General features: G+C 57.7%; 13 protein-coding genes and 1 tRNA gene. 5 read left to right on the top strand and 9 right to left on the bottom strand.

Annotated features, from left to right (window positions below; translation table 11 throughout):
* Nucleotides 1–125: 125 nt before the first annotated feature.
* Nucleotides 126–2,384: a FepA family TonB-dependent siderophore receptor gene (locus WFM49_RS12140; protein ID WP_021447218.1), complete on the bottom strand. Its 2,259-nt coding sequence runs from the start codon at nt 2,382–2,384 to the stop codon at nt 126–128.
* Between the two features lie 359 nt (nt 2,385–2,743).
* Between WFM49_RS12140 and WFM49_RS12135 the strand changes: the two genes are divergently transcribed.
* From WFM49_RS12135 to WFM49_RS12120, 4 genes are all read left to right on the top strand, one after another.
* A complete protein-coding gene (locus WFM49_RS12135; protein ID WP_336973447.1) occupies nt 2,744–3,715 on the top strand; it encodes a Bug family tripartite tricarboxylate transporter substrate binding protein in 972 nt (323 codons plus the stop codon).
* Between the two features lie 10 nt (nt 3,716–3,725).
* On the top strand, nt 3,726–4,337 hold the full coding sequence (locus WFM49_RS12130; protein WP_009463467.1) for a glutathione S-transferase family protein: 612 nt from the start codon (nt 3,726–3,728) through the stop codon (nt 4,335–4,337).
* A gap of 30 nt (nt 4,338–4,367) precedes the next feature.
* Nucleotides 4,368–5,150, top strand: coding sequence for an aldolase (locus WFM49_RS12125; protein ID WP_009463465.1), 783 nt, complete (start codon nt 4,368–4,370; stop codon nt 5,148–5,150).
* Nucleotides 5,151–5,217: 67 nt separating this feature from the next.
* On the top strand, nt 5,218–5,817 hold the full coding sequence (locus WFM49_RS12120) for a helix-turn-helix domain-containing protein (RefSeq protein ID WP_009463463.1): 600 nt from the start codon (nt 5,218–5,220) through the stop codon (nt 5,815–5,817).
* 53 nt (nt 5,818–5,870) lie between these two features.
* Here WFM49_RS12120 and WFM49_RS12115 read toward each other — a convergent pair.
* The 7 genes from WFM49_RS12115 to fdnG form a co-directional block, all read right to left on the bottom strand.
* Nucleotides 5,871–5,966, bottom strand: a tRNA-Sec gene (locus tag WFM49_RS12115).
* An 87-nt stretch (nt 5,967–6,053) separates the two neighbouring features.
* Nucleotides 6,054–7,973 (bottom strand): selenocysteine-specific translation elongation factor, encoded by a 1,920-nt coding sequence (selB, locus tag WFM49_RS12110; protein ID WP_336973443.1) that lies wholly within the window; start codon nt 7,971–7,973, stop codon nt 6,054–6,056.
* A complete protein-coding gene (gene selA / locus WFM49_RS12105) occupies nt 7,970–9,388 on the bottom strand; it encodes an L-seryl-tRNA(Sec) selenium transferase (RefSeq protein WP_336973723.1) in 1,419 nt (472 codons plus the stop codon). Before selA ends, selB begins: the two co-directional genes overlap by 4 nt.
* Before the next feature lie 87 nt (nt 9,389–9,475).
* The gene (gene fdhE / locus WFM49_RS12100; RefSeq protein WP_250756216.1) at nt 9,476–10,402 is read right to left on the bottom strand and encodes a formate dehydrogenase accessory protein FdhE; all 927 of its coding nucleotides are present in this window, start codon (nt 10,400–10,402) and stop codon (nt 9,476–9,478) included.
* A gap of 77 nt (nt 10,403–10,479) precedes the next feature.
* Entirely contained in the window at nt 10,480–11,133 is a 654-nt protein-coding gene (locus WFM49_RS12095) for a formate dehydrogenase subunit gamma (RefSeq protein WP_336973441.1), read from the bottom strand.
* Nucleotides 11,126–12,043 (bottom strand): formate dehydrogenase subunit beta, encoded by a 918-nt coding sequence (gene fdxH, locus WFM49_RS12090; RefSeq protein ID WP_021447214.1) that lies wholly within the window; start codon nt 12,041–12,043, stop codon nt 11,126–11,128. Before fdxH ends, WFM49_RS12095 begins: the two co-directional genes overlap by 8 nt.
* Nucleotides 12,044–12,046: 3 nt before the next feature.
* Entirely contained in the window at nt 12,047–15,121 is a 3,075-nt protein-coding gene (gene fdnG / locus WFM49_RS12085; protein WP_254500260.1) for a formate dehydrogenase-N subunit alpha, read from the bottom strand.
* Nucleotides 15,122–15,681: 560 nt separating this feature from the next.
* Here fdnG and WFM49_RS12080 point away from each other — a divergent pair.
* Nucleotides 15,682–16,101, top strand: coding sequence for a helix-turn-helix domain-containing protein (locus tag WFM49_RS12080; protein WP_009463451.1), 420 nt, complete (start codon nt 15,682–15,684; stop codon nt 16,099–16,101).
* A gap of 140 nt (nt 16,102–16,241) precedes the next feature.
* On the opposite strand, the gene WFM49_RS12075 is transcribed toward WFM49_RS12080, so the two are convergent.
* Nucleotides 16,242–17,192 carry a carbon-nitrogen hydrolase family protein gene (locus WFM49_RS12075; RefSeq protein WP_021447211.1) on the bottom strand — a complete coding sequence of 317 codons (951 nt, stop codon included), beginning with the start codon at nt 17,190–17,192 and terminating at the stop codon, nt 16,242–16,244.
* Between the last annotated feature and the right edge of the window lie 19 nt (nt 17,193–17,211).

The raw sequence follows: 17,211 nt of genomic DNA, 5'->3' as shown, positions 1-17,211 counted from the left end.
TCAAGCGTGAAACCTTATAACTCGAATAGAAATGAGAGTAATTATTATGTTGGTTGTGAAAAAGCGACGTTATGGCGTGCCAGACCTCCAGACTTCGGAGCAAGCCCGGAGGTCGGCAAGATGCATTAGAAGCTGGCAGTCAACGTTGCGTAGTATTGGCGACCAGGTTCGTTATAGGTGTTGGCACCTTGGCCGCTACCCGAGTCTTCACGGTACAAGCGTTTGTCGAACAGGTTGTTCACGCCAAGACGGATGTTGGTGGACTTGGTGACCTGGTAAGCGCCGCTCAGACCGAAGATGGCATATGAACCACGTTCACGCAGACCATCACCTTTCACTTCCGAGTTATTGGACAGGTTGTGCGAGCGTGGCTTTTGTTTGCCATACAGCGTGGCGGTAGCCAGCAAGGACAGCTTGTCGTTGACGCGCCAGTCCAGCGTACTGTTCAGGGTGTAGCGGGGGATGACAGTCAAAGGCTGATTGGTTTCCTTGGACTTGTTGGTGATCATGTAAGTCAGGTTGTTGCTCAGGCTCAGCGTGTCACCGTTCTCGCCCAGGATCGGGATAGTCAGGTTGCCTTCCAGACCACGGATCACGGCCTTGCCGGAGTTCACCCACTGGAATGGGCGTACCAGCGAGCCTCCAATGTTTACTGCATCCGGAATGGTCTGGTCGCCCATATCGGCCACAATCTTGTTGCTGTAGTCGTTCTGGAAGTAAGTCAAACCGGCTGCCCAGCCCGCATTGTCGTAGGCCAGACCGATTTCCTTGTTGATGCTGCGCTCGGGCGACAGATTGTCGTTACCGAAGATGTAGCAAGGACCGCTTACGCGTTGACCAGTTACCGGGTCGTACGGGCAACCGTTGCCGCGTGTTTGATACAGGTAGTTGGGGTTGGACTGATACAGGTTAGGTGCTTTGAAAGCGCGGGCGATACCGCCTTTCAGGGTGATGCTGTCGGTGATGAAGTAGGAGGCGTTCAGGCTGGGGCTCCAGTTGTCACCGAACTTGCTGTGATGGTCGAACCGCACTCCTGGTGTCACGGTCAAGGCGTCGGTGAGCTCGATATTGCCTTCCACATAGGCGGCTGTTGTACGGGCCTTGCTTTTGGAATCCGTGTTTTTGTTGATGGTTTGGCCAGAGCGAGTGGCGTAGTCATCATCCAGGCTTTGATCGCGGTGCTCGAACCCGACCGTCATCAAGACGTGCTTGCTGGCGATCTGCAGGGGTGTGTTGTATTCGCCCGAGATGTTCAGGGAACGCAGTTCGGAAACCGAGCCAGCACCGGGGTTGGAGATGCTGCCCTCAACGGCACCGGCCAGGCCCTCATTCAAACGTGAGTTGGTCGTGCCTTCATATGCAAAGGTCAGGCGGGAGCGGCGGCCCTGGCCATAATCTCCATAGTGGCTGAGCGAGCCGGCGCGACGATACATGATGTTCGTTTCAGCCCCATCTTCGGCAAGTGATGCAATGGTTTGCGTGCTGCGGCTAAACAGACGCTCTCCTGAGTAGATATTGCCTTGGCGGCTGAATGAGCCTTCCAGCTCCAGACGGTGGTCCCGGTTGATATCTAGGCGCAGCAAGCCGTTAACGTCTTTATTGCGTACTCCCTCGCGGCCCGCGGGTGGCACGGTGGTCTCGTTCACCTCCATGCCGGAAGCCTTGGCGTTCAACGCGGGTTTGTCGGCATCTGTCTTGGCGATATTGCCGTAGACGCGGAAAGACAGCTTGTCGGCAATGGGGCCGGACAGGTTAAAGCCGGTACGACGTGTGGAGCCGTAGTCGCTGTCCTCAGGAATCAGACCGTAGGCGGTTACCGAGCCGGAGAAAGTATCGGTAGGCGCTTTTGTGATGATGTTCACGACACCACCGGCAGCACCGGAGCCATAGCGCGCAGCAGCCGGGCCACGCAGCACTTCAATGCGTTCGATGGCGTTGACGGGCACCCAGTTGCTGTCACCACGGGTATTACGTTCACCGTCGCGCCCCATGCGAATGGAGTCGCGCGAGCTGACAGGTTTGCCGTCAATCAGGATCAAGGTGTTTTCAGGGCCCATGCCGCGCAAGTCGATCTGGCGGCTATTGCCGTAGGAACCGGACGGGCTGTTACCGGTCAGGTTCACGCCGGGCATGGTGCGGATCAGTTCGGACAGATCGTTGGCGGGAGGGCGTTTTTCAATATCCTCGGCAGTAATCGTGGACACGCCTGGAGCCTGTTTGACGGCTTCTTCTGCCGAAGGCAAGACACGAATTTCTTCCAGCGAGGTGACCCCACCACGGACGTTGGAAGTTTGTGCCTGAGCACTGAAACTGGCTGCCAAAGCCGTGGCGAGCAGGCCCAATGCAAAGATCGGGCGGCGAGCCGGAGGCGCCAATAAGTTCATAATCACTTTCCTAATAAACGATAAGCAGAATGAGAATTGTTTGCAGTCAGGATTGTGTTTAAAAATGTGACGCCTGTCGAGAAAGCTGACGAATGTGTGGTTTTTGAAACACGGGCAGAGAAGAGGGGCATTGAAAATGATCTGGACAGGATTTGTTCTATAGGAAAAGTTATTGAGTTCTCCTATGAAAATCAGAGGAGAAAAATAGTCTGAACCTTGTAGATGTTCGTCTTGATGTATTCATTCAGCGCCGCAAATAAAACTTTTAGGACAATAATTTCTTTATTTGACACGATGGGTCATTTTTGATGAGAATGTGTCCTGAACAATTCAAACTTAAAAAGTTCAGGAGACATCCAGTGAAAAAGACGCTTGGTTTGATGATGGCCGGGTGGGCGGCCTTGACGATGATGGCGGGTCCGGTACAGGCAACAACGTTCCCGGCACAGCCCGTACGTTTGATCGTGCCCTTTGGTGCAGGGGGGATTACCGATCTGGTGGCGCGCCTCCTTGCCCAGCAGTTGGGCAAGGAGTTGGGCCAGACTGTCATTGTTGAAAACAAGGCAGGAGCCGGGGGCATGATCGCCGCTCAGGCTGCACAAAATGCGAAAGCGGACGGTTACACCGTGTTCATGGGGACAGTAGGCACACAGGTGGTCAACCCGCTGATTCTTTCCAAAATCAACTACGACCCGCAGGCCTTTGTGCCCATCGGCATGGTGACGGGGTCTCCGTATGTTCTGGCGGTTCGTTCGGATTTGGGTATGGAGAACTATGCCCAACTGGTTGCCCATGCCCGTCAGGAGCCAGGGCTCCTTAACTTCGGATCGGCAGGGATAGGGAGTGCTCCGCACTTGGGGGTAGAGCTTTTCAAGTTGACCGAGAAACTTGATGTGCGACATATCCCTTTCAAGAGTGGAGGGGAGGCTGTCAGTGCCGTTGTGGGCCGTCATGCCGACATGGTGATGGATGCCATTCCCGTGATCATGCCGCAGGTGAAGGCAGGCAAGCTTCAGGCCCTGGTTCTGGCTGATAGCCAACGCTCCCCAGCTGCTCCCGACGTGCCTTCCAGCGCAGAGCTGGGGGCTGCTGAGCTACGCATCAGTTCCTGGAACGTGCTGTTGGCCCCGCCGGGCACTCCACAGGTGGTGACTGCGGTATTGGAGACGGCATTGCAAAAGACACTGGCCAACCCGGAGTTCAAAACCCATCTGGAGCAGCAGGGCAGCCAGGTCTACACCGGCACCCAGGATGAATATCAAACCTTCATCGCGGCTGAGCGCAGCAAGTGGCAGCGTATTGTTCAGACCGCAGAAATCAGCCTTGAGTGAGGTAACGATAATGAACCACGCCGCTCTGGAGCTTATCGACACGGTGCATACCGGCAATGGCTGGAAGGTACGATTGTTGTGCGGTTATTTGGGTATAGCGCTACAGCGGCGCAGCCTGTCTATTGTGGAGGGGGATCTGGATACCGAGGTGTTCCGGCAAATCAACCCCTGGGGACAGGTTCCGGTATTGCGAACCCGGGAAGGGCCCTGGCTGGCAGAGTCGGCCGCTATTTTGTGGTACCTGGCGCAGGGCACAGACTTTCTGCCCGCGGACCCGCTTGCGCAGGCTCAAGTGCTGCAGTGGCTGTCTTTTGAGCAGACTCAGCATATGACCAATCTTGCGCAGCCCAGACTGTGGGTGGCGTTGCGGGGGACGATGACGGTGGATGATCCTGCGGTGCTGGCGTGGCGCGAACAGGGCGATAAAGCTCTGGCCCAGATGGAGGTGCATTTGCAGTTGCATCGCTATTTCGTTGGGGGCAGACCCAGCATCGCCGATGTGGCCTTGTTTCCCTATACCTGCATGGCAGAGCAGGGAGGGTACGACCTGCGCCCCTATCCATCAGTACGACATTGGCTCGAGTGTATGCAGGCCCTGGCGGGCTATGTCCCGCTGTTGTGAGCAGGATATTAATTTACAAAAGGAGTTGTTATGAGTGACACCATGAGCTTGTCCAAGTCCGTGCTGATTGAACAGGCGCAAAGCCAGATGCAGGCCCTCTTCGAAATCCCTGAGCGCAGTGTTCCCGAGAAGCTCGCACTGACTTGCCGTATTCTTTTTGATGGCGGCCATGACTCTGGTTTGGCTGGCCAGATCACAGCACGCGGCGAACAGGAAGGCACGTATTTTACGCAGCAGCTGGGGCTTGGGTTTGATGAAATTACGTCGACCAACGTCTTGCTGGTAGATGAAGATTTAACGGTTTTGAAGGGATATGGGATGCCTAATCCAGCAAACCGTTTTCATTCCTGGGTGTATCGTGCCCGGCCGGATGTGAACTGCATCATTCATACACATCCCTTGCACGTGGCCGCCCTGTCCATGCTGGAGGTGCCCTTGATCGTATCCCATATGGACAACTGCCCCTTGTATGAGGACTGCGCGTTCCTGAAAGATTGGCCGGGTGTCCCTGTGGGCAATGAAGAGGGACAGATCATTTCTGAGGCCTTGGGTGACAAGCGCGCTATTCTTTTATCGCACCATGGAATGTTGGTGGCGGCGGCCTCAGTAGAAGAAGCCTGCGTATTGGCGTTGCAATTTGAGCGCACAGCGCGCATGCAATTGTTGGCGATGTCAGCCGGAACGATCGAGCCTATTGCGCCGGAACTGGGCCGGGAGGCACATGACTGGATTCTGAGACCTCGCCGCTCCCAGATCGGCTTTGAATACTATGCCCGCAAAGCGCTGAAACGCCATACGGATGTTTTTGAGTAGAATAAGAGGCCGCTTTTTTATATGCGCTCCGAGGCTGACCTCGGGCGCTACACCTCTTGTTTAACCCATGACCCATCTTCCCTTTCGCTTGCGCGCCCTGCGTCGCCAACATGGCTTGTCGCTGGAGCAGTTGGCCCAGCGCACCGGTCTGACTAAAAGTTATCTGTCCAAGCTGGAGCGGGCAGTCAGTGCGCCGTCCATCTCTACCGTGGTCAAGCTGGCCCAGGCTTATGGCATGGGGGTGTCGCAGTTGATTGGAGAGGGGGAACTGGATCAAGACGAAAGTGTGTGTGTCGTGCGTCGACACGAACGCATGCCCTTGCCCAGTGTGGCAGGTCATAGCGCCTACCGTTACGAGAGCATGGCCGGGCGGCGGCGCTTTCGTTTGATGGACCCCTTTGTTATCTACCCTCCACACGAACAACAGCAGCCAGCGCCAACTTTCCCGCATGGGGGAGAAGAGTTCTTGTTTGTGATCCAAGGGCAAGTGCAAGTCACCATTGCAGAGCACAGCATGACCTTGGAGACGGGTGATTCCGTGTATTTTGATTCGGAGCTACCCCACAGCGTGCTTAGCCTGGGGGATCAACAGGCGCAGGTATTGGCGGTGACTTGCTCTGACTCGGGGCCAACAGCAGGGCGTCCAACGTCCGATACGCCGGTTTAGTCAGTGAATACGTGCCTCTGGCATGTGTGTGGGGAGATTTTCTGCCAGCAAAGTGGCGGAAAGCAGCAGGAGTCGAACCTACCTGGGAACGTCTGACGCCCCCAACCGGGTTTGAAGCCCGGCCGTGCCACCGGGCACGGATGCTTTCCTTCAAGAGGCCCTATCATACGTTAGGGCCGGTGACGCTTCAACGATCAGGGCGTTGCCTGTTCTGGTTCCCGCATGAAGCTCCGGGTTCAATCCGCCGCTGCCCAGGCTTCACCTCGTAATACATGGCGATCACGCACACGTCGTGTATAGCCGACGCGATCAAAGAACTCCAGAATCTGAATGGCCCGTTTGCGGCCCAGTCCCGTTGCGTCCCGGAACTGCGCGGCGCTGACGCCTTGGCCGCTGTGCAGCTCCTTGACGATATTGGCTAGCACCGCGATTTGGCGGCGGTGATAGAACAGGTCATGCACGATCTGAAACAGCTCGCCCTGGCGCACCAGTCTGCGCAGTACGTTGCGGGTCTGCTCTTCCGGGGCTTCGGTTTCTTTGGCCAGATCACGTGTCCATGGAGGATCGAAGCGGCCTGCCTCGATCAGGGGCAGCAGGGCGGTGGCCAGAGCTTGGTCTTCGGGGCTCAGGGTAACGCGGTGGCCTGGCGTATGCAGCCAGGCTCCTTGTTGGGCCAGGCGCTGTTCTGACAGCAGATATTCGGTCAGGAGCTGCCAGATTGCGTCGGGCATGGTGGGGGCGGCCATGCGTCGCAAGCGGCTGATGGACAGGCCCGGCTCGTCCGGATTGCGCTCGTGGAACTGCAGCATCACGCTTTCTATGTGCTGACACAGCGCTTCCAGGCGTGCATCGCTCAACAAGATAGGCTGACTTTGTGGGCGAGATCCGGTGTGCCAGCGGGCATTGGCGGGGGCGCTCAAGCCTTGTTGAGATCCTCCTGACAGACGCAGCAGTGTTGCTTCGTCCAGACCGTAAGGTGCTTGGGCCAGCAGGCCCTCCAACGGTCCGCCGCGCGTCCATTGTGCCAAGGCATCCAGCCAGGCAAGGCGTGTCGTAGAGCGTCGTTTGCGGTCCGGCGCATTTGGGTCCAGCACAATCCCGCCGCCGACGGTCTCGCTGGCCTGGGCGTTGCGCAAGATAAAGCGCTCGCCCGTCATGGAGCAGATCGGGCGGTCAAAGACCAACTGGACCTTGCCGGTCTGGCCGGGCTGCAAGGACTCGCCATCCAAAGGTACGGCATGGGCCGTCAGGTGCGCGGCACCCATGTGGATATGCCAGGGCGACCAGGTGCGTAGGGCGGGAATATCTTTGTCCAGCAGGCTCAGTTCCACATCGATACGAGTGGAGGAGATGAAGCAGCGGGCATCGGCCAGCCAGTCGCCACGCTCTATATCCTGCACATCAATCCCGCCCAGGTTCAGGGCACAACGCTGCCCGGCGCGGGCCTGGCGTGATGCCTGATTCTGGGCGTGAATGCTGCGCACTCGTACGGGTGTACCGCGTGGCATCAGGCGCAAGTCCATCGCCGGGCCATCAAGATCCAACACGCCATCGTGCACGGTGCCGGTCACGAGGGTGCCGTGACCTTGCAAGGTGAAGACACGGTCAATGGCCAGGCGGAAATAGCCTTTGCCATCCTGTTTGGTGGATTGCATGGCCTGTGCGTGCAGATGTTGGCGCAGTGCTTCCAGGCCGGGTTTGTCGGCGGACAGGGCATCAACAACGAAGATGGGGGCATTGTCCAGAAAGCTTCCTTGGACAAGTGCTTGCAGCTCGGCTTTGACGGATTCAATTCTGGCAGCATCAGCGCGATCCGCCTTGCTCAGGACGATGGCTCCCGCCTGCAAACCCAGCAATTGCAGTACGGCCAGATGCTCGCGGGTTTGCGGCATGACGCCGTCATCTGCGGCCACGATCAGCAGGCCAAAATCAATGCCGGTCGCACCCGCGACCATGGTGTGCACCAGACGTTCGTGACCGGGCACATCAATAAAGCCCAGGATCTGTCCGTCGGGCAAAGGCGTATAGGCATAGCCCAGCTGGATGGAGATGCCGCGCTTTTTTTCCTCTTCCAGACGATCGGTATCCACGCCGGTCAAGGCGCGGATCAAGGTGGTTTTGCCGTGATCGATATGTCCTGCGGTGCCAACAATCATGCTTGCTCGGGAATCAGTTGTGCGCTGAAGGCGGCCTCAAAGGGCTCTTCCAGGCAGCGCAAGTCCAGCCAAAAGGCATCTTGCGCAATGCGCCCGATGACGGGCTGGGGCAAAGTGCGCAGGCGTTTTTCCAGTTGAGTCAGATGGCGGCCCGGACGGCCTGTGCCTTGGTAGGCAAAGCGCAGTCCAAAGCTGGGCAGTACGTCTTCGGGCAACGCACCGCTGCCGATCTGGCTCAGCATGGCAGTGGGTTCTACAGCAAATTGTGTCCCCACCCATTGCTGCAAGACATGGGCCAAACGTAGTGCTTGGGCACGCATTTCAGCCGAAGGTCGAGTCAGCAGACGCAGGGTGGTCAGGTGCTCGGGCAGGCGCTCTGGCGAACGGTACAAGGCCAGCACAGGCTCCAGTGCGGCCAAGGTGATTTTACCCACGCGCAGAGCACGTTTGAGCGGGTTTTTCTTGATCTTGGCGATCAGGTCTGCACGGCCAACGATCAGACCGGCCTGGGGGCCACCCAGCAGCTTGTCGCCGCTGAAGGTCACGATATCGGCACCGGCTTCGATGGTCTTGCGCACGGTGGGCTCAGGCGGCAGGCCCCATTGGCTCAGGTCCACCAAGGTGCCACTGCCCAGATCCACGCTGGTGGGCAGGCCGTGTTTTTTGGCTATCTGTGCAACTTCTTCGACTGAAACGCTTTTGGTGAAGCCTTTGACGGCGTAGTTGCTGCAATGCACCTTCATCAACATGGCGCTGCGCTCGTTGATGGCGTTTTCGTAATCAGCTGCGTGGGTACGGTTGGTGGTGCCTACTTCATGCAGGCGAGCACCGGCACGCTTCATGATGTCGGGAATACGAAAGGCCCCGCCAATTTCAACCAGCTCGCCGCGTGACACCACGGTCTCACGGCGGGGGCTCAGGGTGCTGAGCATCAGCAGCACGGCAGCCGCATTATTGTTGACGACTGTAGCGGCTTCAGCGCCGGTCAGCTCGCAGAGCAAAGGGTTGATCAAGTCATCGCGGTCGCCTCGGCCGCCGGTTTCCAGGTCAAACTCCAGATTGGCGGGCGAGCGCATGGCCTGGACGACAGCCTGTATGGCTTCATCCGGTAGCATTGCTCGCCCAAGATTGGTGTGCAGCACGGTGCCGGTCAGATTGAAGACCGGGCGCAGCTGCAAGCGGGATTCTTCTTGCAGCTTGGCCTGCAGTGCATTGGCGAGCTGAGCGGGCTCCAGGTCCTGAGGGCTTAGTGCTCCCTTCAGCACGGCCTCCCGCAGTGCCTGCAAATGGGCACGAGTGCGTTGACTCAGGCGCGTGTGGCCGAACTGGCTTAGCAAGGGCTGGAACTCTGGCGAGCGCAGCAAGCGATCCAGGGAAGGGATGTGGGCGGGGGAGAGTTCAGGCGTTGGGCTCATCATTCAAAGGCAGGCGTTTGAGTCTATGGGCAAGGTCCGTCAGCTACGCCTTGTGCTCGGGGCAACAAGGCGTAGGGGAATCTTAGCTTAAGACTGGTGCCAAAGAAGCGGATTGCCGCTGGCGCGGGAATAGCCTTCTTCGCCCATCAGAACGTCCAGAGCCAGACTGGCCAGGTCGTCTGCAACTGGATCAAGACCCAGCTGCTTTTCCTGATAGAAGATTTTGCGGTAGGTGTGGCAGTTGTCGCAGGACTCGGCCTTGATCCCTTCCGGGCCATCTTCAATGGCGTGATACGCCACGCTTTTGGTACTCTCGCAGTGCGAGCAGGTCACGCGCACCAGATGCCATTCCACGCTGCAACGCGGGCAGCACATGTAGCGGCAACCATCTTCACGACCACCCACACGCACCACACTGGATACGGGAAGGCTGCCGCAGGACGGGCATACGCCAAAGGGGCTGGTTACAGACAGTTGGCCCTCGGTCAGCGAGCAGGCCAGATGCGTCCAGTAAACCTGCAAGGCGGCCATGACAAAAGGTGCCGCGGCACCGTCTTGCTCAGGCAATTGCTCGGCCAGAATCGCGTCAGCCAGATCTTCCAGTTTTTGTGGGTCAGACTCGGCTTTCTTGAGCAGGTCCTGACAGACTTCTTGGGCGGCTGCAGGCACGTCCGAAGTGTTGATCATGTGATTGAGCAGGCTGCTCAAAATGCTGAGCCACTGTGGATCGCGCTTCCAGCCCGATGCCAGCAGGGGCGGCATACCGTGTCTTTGCGCTGTTTCCAGCACCTCGGTGGGCAGTTCGGTCGGGGGCAGGGCATTGAGTTGTTTGTGCTGCCCATCTACCAGATGTGCCAGCAAGAGCAGGTAGGCACCAACGGGATTGCCGTCAGCCAATTGACGCAGACGTGCTGCCCGGTCAGCAAAGACGCTGGCTCGCACAGGCAGGCGCAGTCGGGGGATGGAGGTGTGGTCCAGACTTTCGATTTCGCCGCGCGGAAGGATGCGTTGCAAGACAGACTCCTGAAAACAAGGCTGCCATGCCCGAAATGGTGCATGGCAGCCGGGTTGCTTATGTACCAGAGCCCCGCTTATTCGGCAGGACGGCTGGGACCTTTTTCCATTTCTTCACGGAACCAGGCGCGGTGGTGCTTCCAGGCCCAGGCACGGGTAACCGTACCGCGGGTCATGGCTTTGACTGAACCTTTTACCCAGATACCGGCGTAGATGTGCACGATAATCGCGCAAATCATCAGCAGGGCGCAGACCGCGTGCAGCACGGAGGCCAGACGGATAGCCCAGATGGGGAAGAGGGCGGAAAAGTATTCGCGCCACATCACCACACCGGTTGCCAGCAGGCCGATCATGAAGATCACCAAAGCAAAAAACAGGATTTTTTGCCCGGCGTTGTAGCGGCCTACTTCGGGAATGCGCTCGTCCTTGGCATTGAGCACGTCCTTGAAGTGACGCAGCCAGGCCGCGTCACCCTTGGAGAACATATTGTGCCGTACCATGCGGGCCGCAAACAGGAAAAAGCACACAAACATCACCACACCAATGAACGGGTGCAGAATGCGTGTCCACGGACCGCCGCCAAACAGATTGGTCAGCCAGAACATTGACGGATGAAACAGCGCCAGCCCGGACAAGGCCAGGAGCACAAAGCTCATGGCAATGATCCAGTGATTAATGCGCTGACTGGTGGTGTAGCGCTGAATCAAGCCCTTGCGGTTGTGATCAGTCATGGTGAGCCTCCTGGATCTTGCGTGCGTCCTCGTCGGCGCGGCGCTCGTCTTCCTCGTCAGTCTCGTTAGGACCGGTTCGGATGTAGTGGAAGAAACCAATCAGGGCGGTCAGTGCCATGGCAGCAACCCCCAGCGGCTTGGCCACTCCCTTCCAGAGCGAGACCATCGGACTGATTTGCGGGTCCTTGGGCAGGTCGCTGTACAGCTCAGGCTTGTCGGCGTGGTGCAGCACGTACATGACGTGGGTGCCACCCACTCCAGCCGGGTCGTACAAGCCTGCGTTTTCAAAGCCGCGCGATTTCAGGTCTTCGATACGCTCTGCAGCGTGGTGCTGCATGTCTTCTTTGGTACCGAACACAATCGCGCCGGTAGGACAGGTCTTGGCACAGGCCGGTTCCTGTCCGACCGCCACACGGTCCGAACACAAGGTGCACTTGTAGGCTTTCTTGTCCTTTTCCGAAATGCGAGGTACATCGAAAGGACAGCCGGTAACGCAGTAGCCGCAGCCAATGCAGTTTTCCTCGTGAAAATCCACAATGCCGTTGGTGTACTGCACGATGGCGCCTGGCGAGGGACAGGCCTTCAGGCAGCCCGGGTCCTCGCAGTGCATGCAGCCGTCTTTGCGAATCAGCCATTCCAGATCGCCAGCGGGGTTTTCATACTCCGCAAAACGCATGATGGTCCAGGACTTGTCGGTCAGGTCGGCCGGGTTGTCATACACCCCGACGTTGTGACCGATTTCGTCGCGCGTATCGTTCCATTCCATGCAGGCGACCTGACAGGCCTTACAGCCAATGCACTTACTGGTGTCGATCAGCTTGGCCACTTCCCCGCCCACGGGCTCGCGCACGCTGGGCGATGGGGTGGTGGTTGCGGAGCGCCGTTTGATATCAAGTGATTGCAAGGCCATGGCTTACTCCTTAACCTTTTCAAGTTGAACCAGGAAGGCCTTGGTCTCCGGCGTTTGCGAGTTGCCATCGCCTACCGGCGGGGTCAGCGCATTGATCAGGAAACCAGGTCGGGCCAGACCCACAAATCCCCAGTGCAGCGGGATACCCACTTGGTGGACAACTTTGCCATCCACGTTCAGGGCTTTGATGCGCTTGGTCACCACCGCCACGGCCTTGATATAGCCACGGTTGGAGGACACCTTGACGCGGTCACCTTGCACAATGCCCACTTCCTTGGCCAGCTCCTCGCCAATTTCCACAAACTGTTCGGGCTGCACGATGGCGTTCAACTTCACGTGCTTGGTCCAGTAGTGGAAGTGCTCGGTCAGGCGGTAGGTGGTGCCCACATAGGGGAACTTGTCTACCGTACCCATGGCTGCCAGGTCGTCCTTGAAGATACGGGCTGCCGGGTTGGTCATGGCACGTGGTTCGTCAGGACTGAGCGGGTTGTAGCTCAGAGGGCTTTCAAAAGGCTCGTAGTGCTCGGGGAAGGGGCCTTCTGCCATGCCTTTACGGGCAAAGAAGCGGGCGACACCTTCAGGGTTCATGATGAACGGGCCCATGCCATCAGCCGGATTTTCATCGGCCTTGTAGTCAGGGATATCCGCACCACCCCAGCGCTTGCCATCCCAGTGAACCAGGCTGCGACGTGGGTCAAAGGGTTTGCCGGTCAGGTCACAGGAAGCACGGTTGTAGAGCACGCGGCGGTTTGCTGGCCAGGCCCAGGCCCAGTTCAGCGTCTGGCCGATTCCGGTTGGATCGCTATTGTCGCGGCGAGCCATCAGGTTGCCTTGCTGCGTCCAGGCACCGGCATAGATCCAGCAACCGCTTAGCGTGGTGCCGTCGTCGCGCAATTCGGCAAAGCCATCCAGCTGCTCGCCTGCCTTACGCGTGATCTTGCTTGGATCCTTGGGATCATGCAGATCCACCAGTGCGCGGCCCGAGTATTCCTTGGCCAGTTCAGCGGCGGTTGGATCATCCGGGTTGGAGTAGGGCCAGGACAGGTTCAGGATCGGATCAGGGAAGGCACCGCCTTCTTTCTGGTACAGCGAGCGGATACGCGTGAACAGCGTGCTCATGATCTCAATGTCGCTCTTGGCCTCGCCCGGAGGGTTGGCGGCCTTCCAGTGCCATTGCAACCAGCGACCCGAGTTCACCAGTGCGCCTTCTTCCTCGGCGAAACAGGTGGTGGGCAGACGGAAGACTTCGGTCTGGATGGAAGCGGAATCGACATCATTGTGCTCGCCATAGTTCTTCCAGAACTCTGACGTTTCCGTAACCAGCGGGTCCATGATGACCATGTACTTGAGCTTGGAGAAACCACGCAGCAGCTTGGCCTTGTACGGTGCCGCCGCCAGGGGGTTAAAGCCCTGACAGATGTAGCCCGTCATCTTGCCTTCGTCCATCAGCTCGAACACTTGCAGCATGTCGTAGAGCTTGTCCAGCTTGGGCAGATAGTCGTAGGCCCAGTTGTTCTCGGCCTGGGCGGCATCACCAAACCAGGCTTTCATCAGGCTGACGTGGAACTTCTTGTAGTTGCGCCAGTAGCTGAGCTGGTTGGGGCGTAGCGGCTGTTGGGCACGTGCGCCGATGTAGCCGTCAAACTCTTTCTCGGCCTGGTTGGGCAAAGTCAGATAGCCGGGCAGCAGGTTGGACATCAAACCCAGGTCAGTCAGACCCTGAATGTTGGAGTGTCCGCGCAGCGCGTTCATGCCACCGCCGGCAATACCAATATTGCCCAGCAGCAGCTGGACCATGGCGCCGGTACGGATGATCTGCGAACCAATACTGTGTTGCGTCCAGCCCAGCGCATACAGGATGGTGCCCGCGCGACCCGGTTCAGCGGTCGAGGCCAGCATTTCACAGACTTTCAGGAACTTGTCCTTGGGCGTGCCACAGACGCGTTCCACCATCTCGGGCGTGTAGCGCTCGTAGTGCTTGCGCAGCAGTTGGTAGACCGAGCGTGGGTGTTGCAAGGTGGGGTCCGTCTTGACGTAGCCGTCCTCGCCCAGCTCGTAGTCCCAGGAGGACTTGTCGTAGCTGCGTTTTTCTTCGTTGTAGCCCGAATACAGCCCCTGCTCGAAGTCAAAGTCTTCGCGCACGATAAAGGGCATATCGGTGTAGTTGCGCACGTATTCGTGCTGGATCTTGTCGTTGTCCAGCAGGTATTTGATGACGCCACCCAGGAAGGTGATGTCACTACCGGTACGTATAGGCGCGTAAAAGTCCGCTACGGATGCCGAACGCGTAAAGCGTGGATCCACAACGATCAGTTTTGCATTGTTGTGTGCTTTGGCCTCGGTCACCCATTTGAAACCACAGGGGTGCGCCTCGGCTGCGTTGCCGCCCATAATCAGCACAATATCCGCGTTCTTGATGTCGACCCAATGGTTCGTCATCGCTCCACGGCCAAACGTCGGGGCAAGACCTGCCACCGTCGGGCCGTGTCAGACACGTGCTTGGTTATCGAATGCCAGTACACCCATGCTGCGGATGACTTTATGGGTGACATAGCCCACTTCGTTACTACTTGCCGAAGCAGCCAGCATGCCGGTGGTCAGCCAACGGTTGACGACGGTGCCGTCTTCAGCGGTGGTCTGGAAGTTGGCGTCGCGGTCTTCTTTCATCAGCTTGGCAATACGCGTGAAAGCGTCTTCCCAGGAGATGCGTTCCCACTTGTCCGAGCCAGCGGCACGGTATTCAGGGTATTTGAGTCGGTTGGGGCTCTTGATGAAATCCACCAAGCCTGCGCCCTTGGGACAGAGTGTGCCGCGGTTCACGGGGTGGTCGGCATCGCCTTCAATGTGAACCACGCTGGGCTCGGCATTCATGGCGCCGTCACCACGGGAGTACAGCAGCACCCCACAGGCTACGGAACAGTAAGGACAGGTATTGCGCGTCTCTGTCATGCGGGTCAGTTTGTACTGCCTGACTTCCGCCATGGCGGGGGTGGGCGCAGCGCCCAGCAAGACCATGCTGGAACTGGCCAGCGAGGCCCCCGTCACTTTGAAGAACTGACGCCGATTCATGTTCACCATGCGGCTCTCCAATAGGATTGTGTTTTCGTGTTTGAAATCGTCAGGGGAGGCGCCTTGTGAGCTCTGCCCCTGTTTTATAGTTGAACAGTATAAGCGTTGAACTTATGGGCTACTGCCAAGAGGGCGTGTCTAATTGATCAAGGACAATCTTGATTCTATTGAGGTTTTCACGCCGGAGCCGCAAGTGTAGTCGGTGATGCGGGTATTCACCTACTATTTGCAAGGGATTTTTTCAATTTAGCGGGCTTGTTTGAAGTATTCGATCTGAAAGCTGCCGGGCAGTTCGAACTCCACGTGATGCAAAATTTGGGGTTCACAAAGTATTCATGCGTGAGTTGTAGTCGCAGATACGAATGTAAATATGCCCAATGCTGTGTTTTGAAAGCGCGCCTCTGACGTGTTCAGGGGCTTTTTTTATGGTCTGTTTGGATGTGTGTCTTGATCAGGATCAGCCGATAGGGCGGTCAGGGAGCACTTTCAGAATTATCTGACAGACCGGGATGGAACGGGACGGTAAGTTCAGGGTTCTCCGTTCTCTTACATCCTTAGGTTTGTCAGCCATGATGAATACATACTTGTTGACCACTGAAGATACTGATCCTCGTACCTTGCCCGAGCAGGCCGTGCTGTATGCCCATCTGTTGACACGAGATGCCATGAATGATGAGTGCGTGCGCAAGTTGATGGCCGCACCGCGTTTTGTGCGTTCGGACAAGGGGATTCCGTATGTGGTGCTCAAGGATATGCGAACGCATCGTTGGACCCTGATTCGTGCCTGGCGCGAGTATCTGGAAATCAAGCGCGAGCGTTTGGCCAGTCGCTTGGGAATCAGTGTGGCGGAATACAACGTGATTGAGAAAGGTCTTGTTCCATTGAGCCTGACGATGTTGGCTCTGTTGGCGCAGGGAATGGGTCTGGACGAGACGCAGTTGCAGATGTCTCCGTATCAGCCCGTGCTGGAACCTTTGGCTTTGAGCTAGTGCCAAGGGATCAAAAACAAAGCTACGACAGGAAAGAGCAGGTGCAGGCAGCAGCTTGTGCCAGGCTCGAAAGCAGTTCCGGCCCCATCACGTTTATCGCGTGATGGGGCTGGTTTTTTAAGTGCAGGATTTGGCTGGTTTTACTCGGCCGAGTCTTCGGTTTGCAGTTTCACTACCTGCTTGGCTCGGGTGTCGACATGCAGAGAGAAGATGTCGGGGCGCGAGTAGTGGCCGTAGACGTCAAAGTCCAGATTGGCCTGTTTGAGCAGGTCCATATCCAGTTCGGCGTACAGCTCGGTTTCTTCATCAAACACCGGGCCGGCCAGCACTTCGCCGGTGGGGCTGACGATCATGCTGCCGCCGTGCATCACGTAGCTGTCCGGAGCAAATTCGCCGGGCAGAGCAAATTCTTTCTGGAAGGACTCGGGGTAATTGTTCAGGCGGATGGCCTGGCAGGCGGACAGCACGAACACACGGCCTTCAACGGCGATGTGAATCATGGACGAGGCCCAGGTGGGGCGGTCGTCTGCCGTGGGGGCGCAGTACAGTTCGGTGCCTTGGGCATACATGGTCTGACGCAGGGTGGGCATGTAGTTTTCCCAGCAGATCACGTTGCCGATACGACCCATGGGAGTATCGACAGTGCCCATGGTGGAGCCATCGCCAAAGCCCCAGACCAGACGTTCCTGGCCGGTAGGCATCAGCTTGCGGTGGATGCCCACCACGCCTTTGCCGGGAGCCAGTGTCAGAGCGGTGCAGTACAGGGTGCGACCCATTTTTTCGATTACGCCCATGACGGTGTACACACCGGTTTGGGTGACTGCATCGGCCAGTGCTTCCAGTTCAGGGCCACCCAGGGTGACAGCGCCTTCCACATACATCTGGTACAGGGCACGGCCTTCGGGGCGGCGGTTGCCGATGACGCTGCCAAAGCTGATGCCTTTGGGATACCCGCCCAGAAAGGCTTCGGGAAAGACAGCCAGGGTGGCGCCATTGGCAGCCACACGCTGCAAGATGGCGGCGGCTTTTTCTACACTGCTGGCAGAGTCAAACGGGATGGATGCCGCTTGTATAACTGCAACTTTGCTCATAACTAGGTCTCCTTTAAAG

This window comes from Alcaligenes sp. PF14, assembly GCF_037150615.1.
Taxonomy (GTDB): Bacteria; Pseudomonadota; Gammaproteobacteria; order Burkholderiales; family Burkholderiaceae_B; genus Alcaligenes; species Alcaligenes phenolicus.
The sequence above is the reverse complement of the archived record's forward strand: the minus strand, read 5'-3'. Positions and strand labels throughout refer to the sequence as shown.

Excerpts from the sequence above, each read along its gene's own strand:
- WFM49_RS12130 (WP_009463467.1), top strand. The coding sequence starts at position 3,726 with ATGAACCACGCCGCTCTGGAGCTTATCGACACGGTGCATACCGGCAAT.
- WFM49_RS12140 (WP_021447218.1), bottom strand. The coding sequence starts at position 2,384 with ATGAACTTATTGGCGCCTCCGGCTCGCCGCCCGATCTTTGCATTGGGC.
- WFM49_RS12125 (WP_009463465.1), top strand. The coding sequence starts at position 4,368 with ATGAGTGACACCATGAGCTTGTCCAAGTCCGTGCTGATTGAACAGGCG.
- WFM49_RS12080 (WP_009463451.1), top strand. The coding sequence starts at position 15,682 with ATGATGAATACATACTTGTTGACCACTGAAGATACTGATCCTCGTACC.
- WFM49_RS12120 (WP_009463463.1), top strand. The coding sequence starts at position 5,218 with ATGACCCATCTTCCCTTTCGCTTGCGCGCCCTGCGTCGCCAACATGGC.
- selB (WP_336973443.1), bottom strand. The coding sequence starts at position 7,973 with ATGATTGTTGGCACCGCAGGACATATCGATCACGGCAAAACCACCTTG.
- WFM49_RS12075 (WP_021447211.1), bottom strand. The coding sequence starts at position 17,192 with ATGAGCAAAGTTGCAGTTATACAAGCGGCATCCATCCCGTTTGACTCT.
- selA (WP_336973723.1), bottom strand. The coding sequence starts at position 9,388 with ATGAGCCCAACGCCTGAACTCTCCCCCGCCCACATCCCTTCCCTGGAT.
- WFM49_RS12095 (WP_336973441.1), bottom strand. The coding sequence starts at position 11,133 with ATGACTGATCACAACCGCAAGGGCTTGATTCAGCGCTACACCACCAGT.
- fdxH (WP_021447214.1), bottom strand. The coding sequence starts at position 12,043 with ATGGCCTTGCAATCACTTGATATCAAACGGCGCTCCGCAACCACCACC.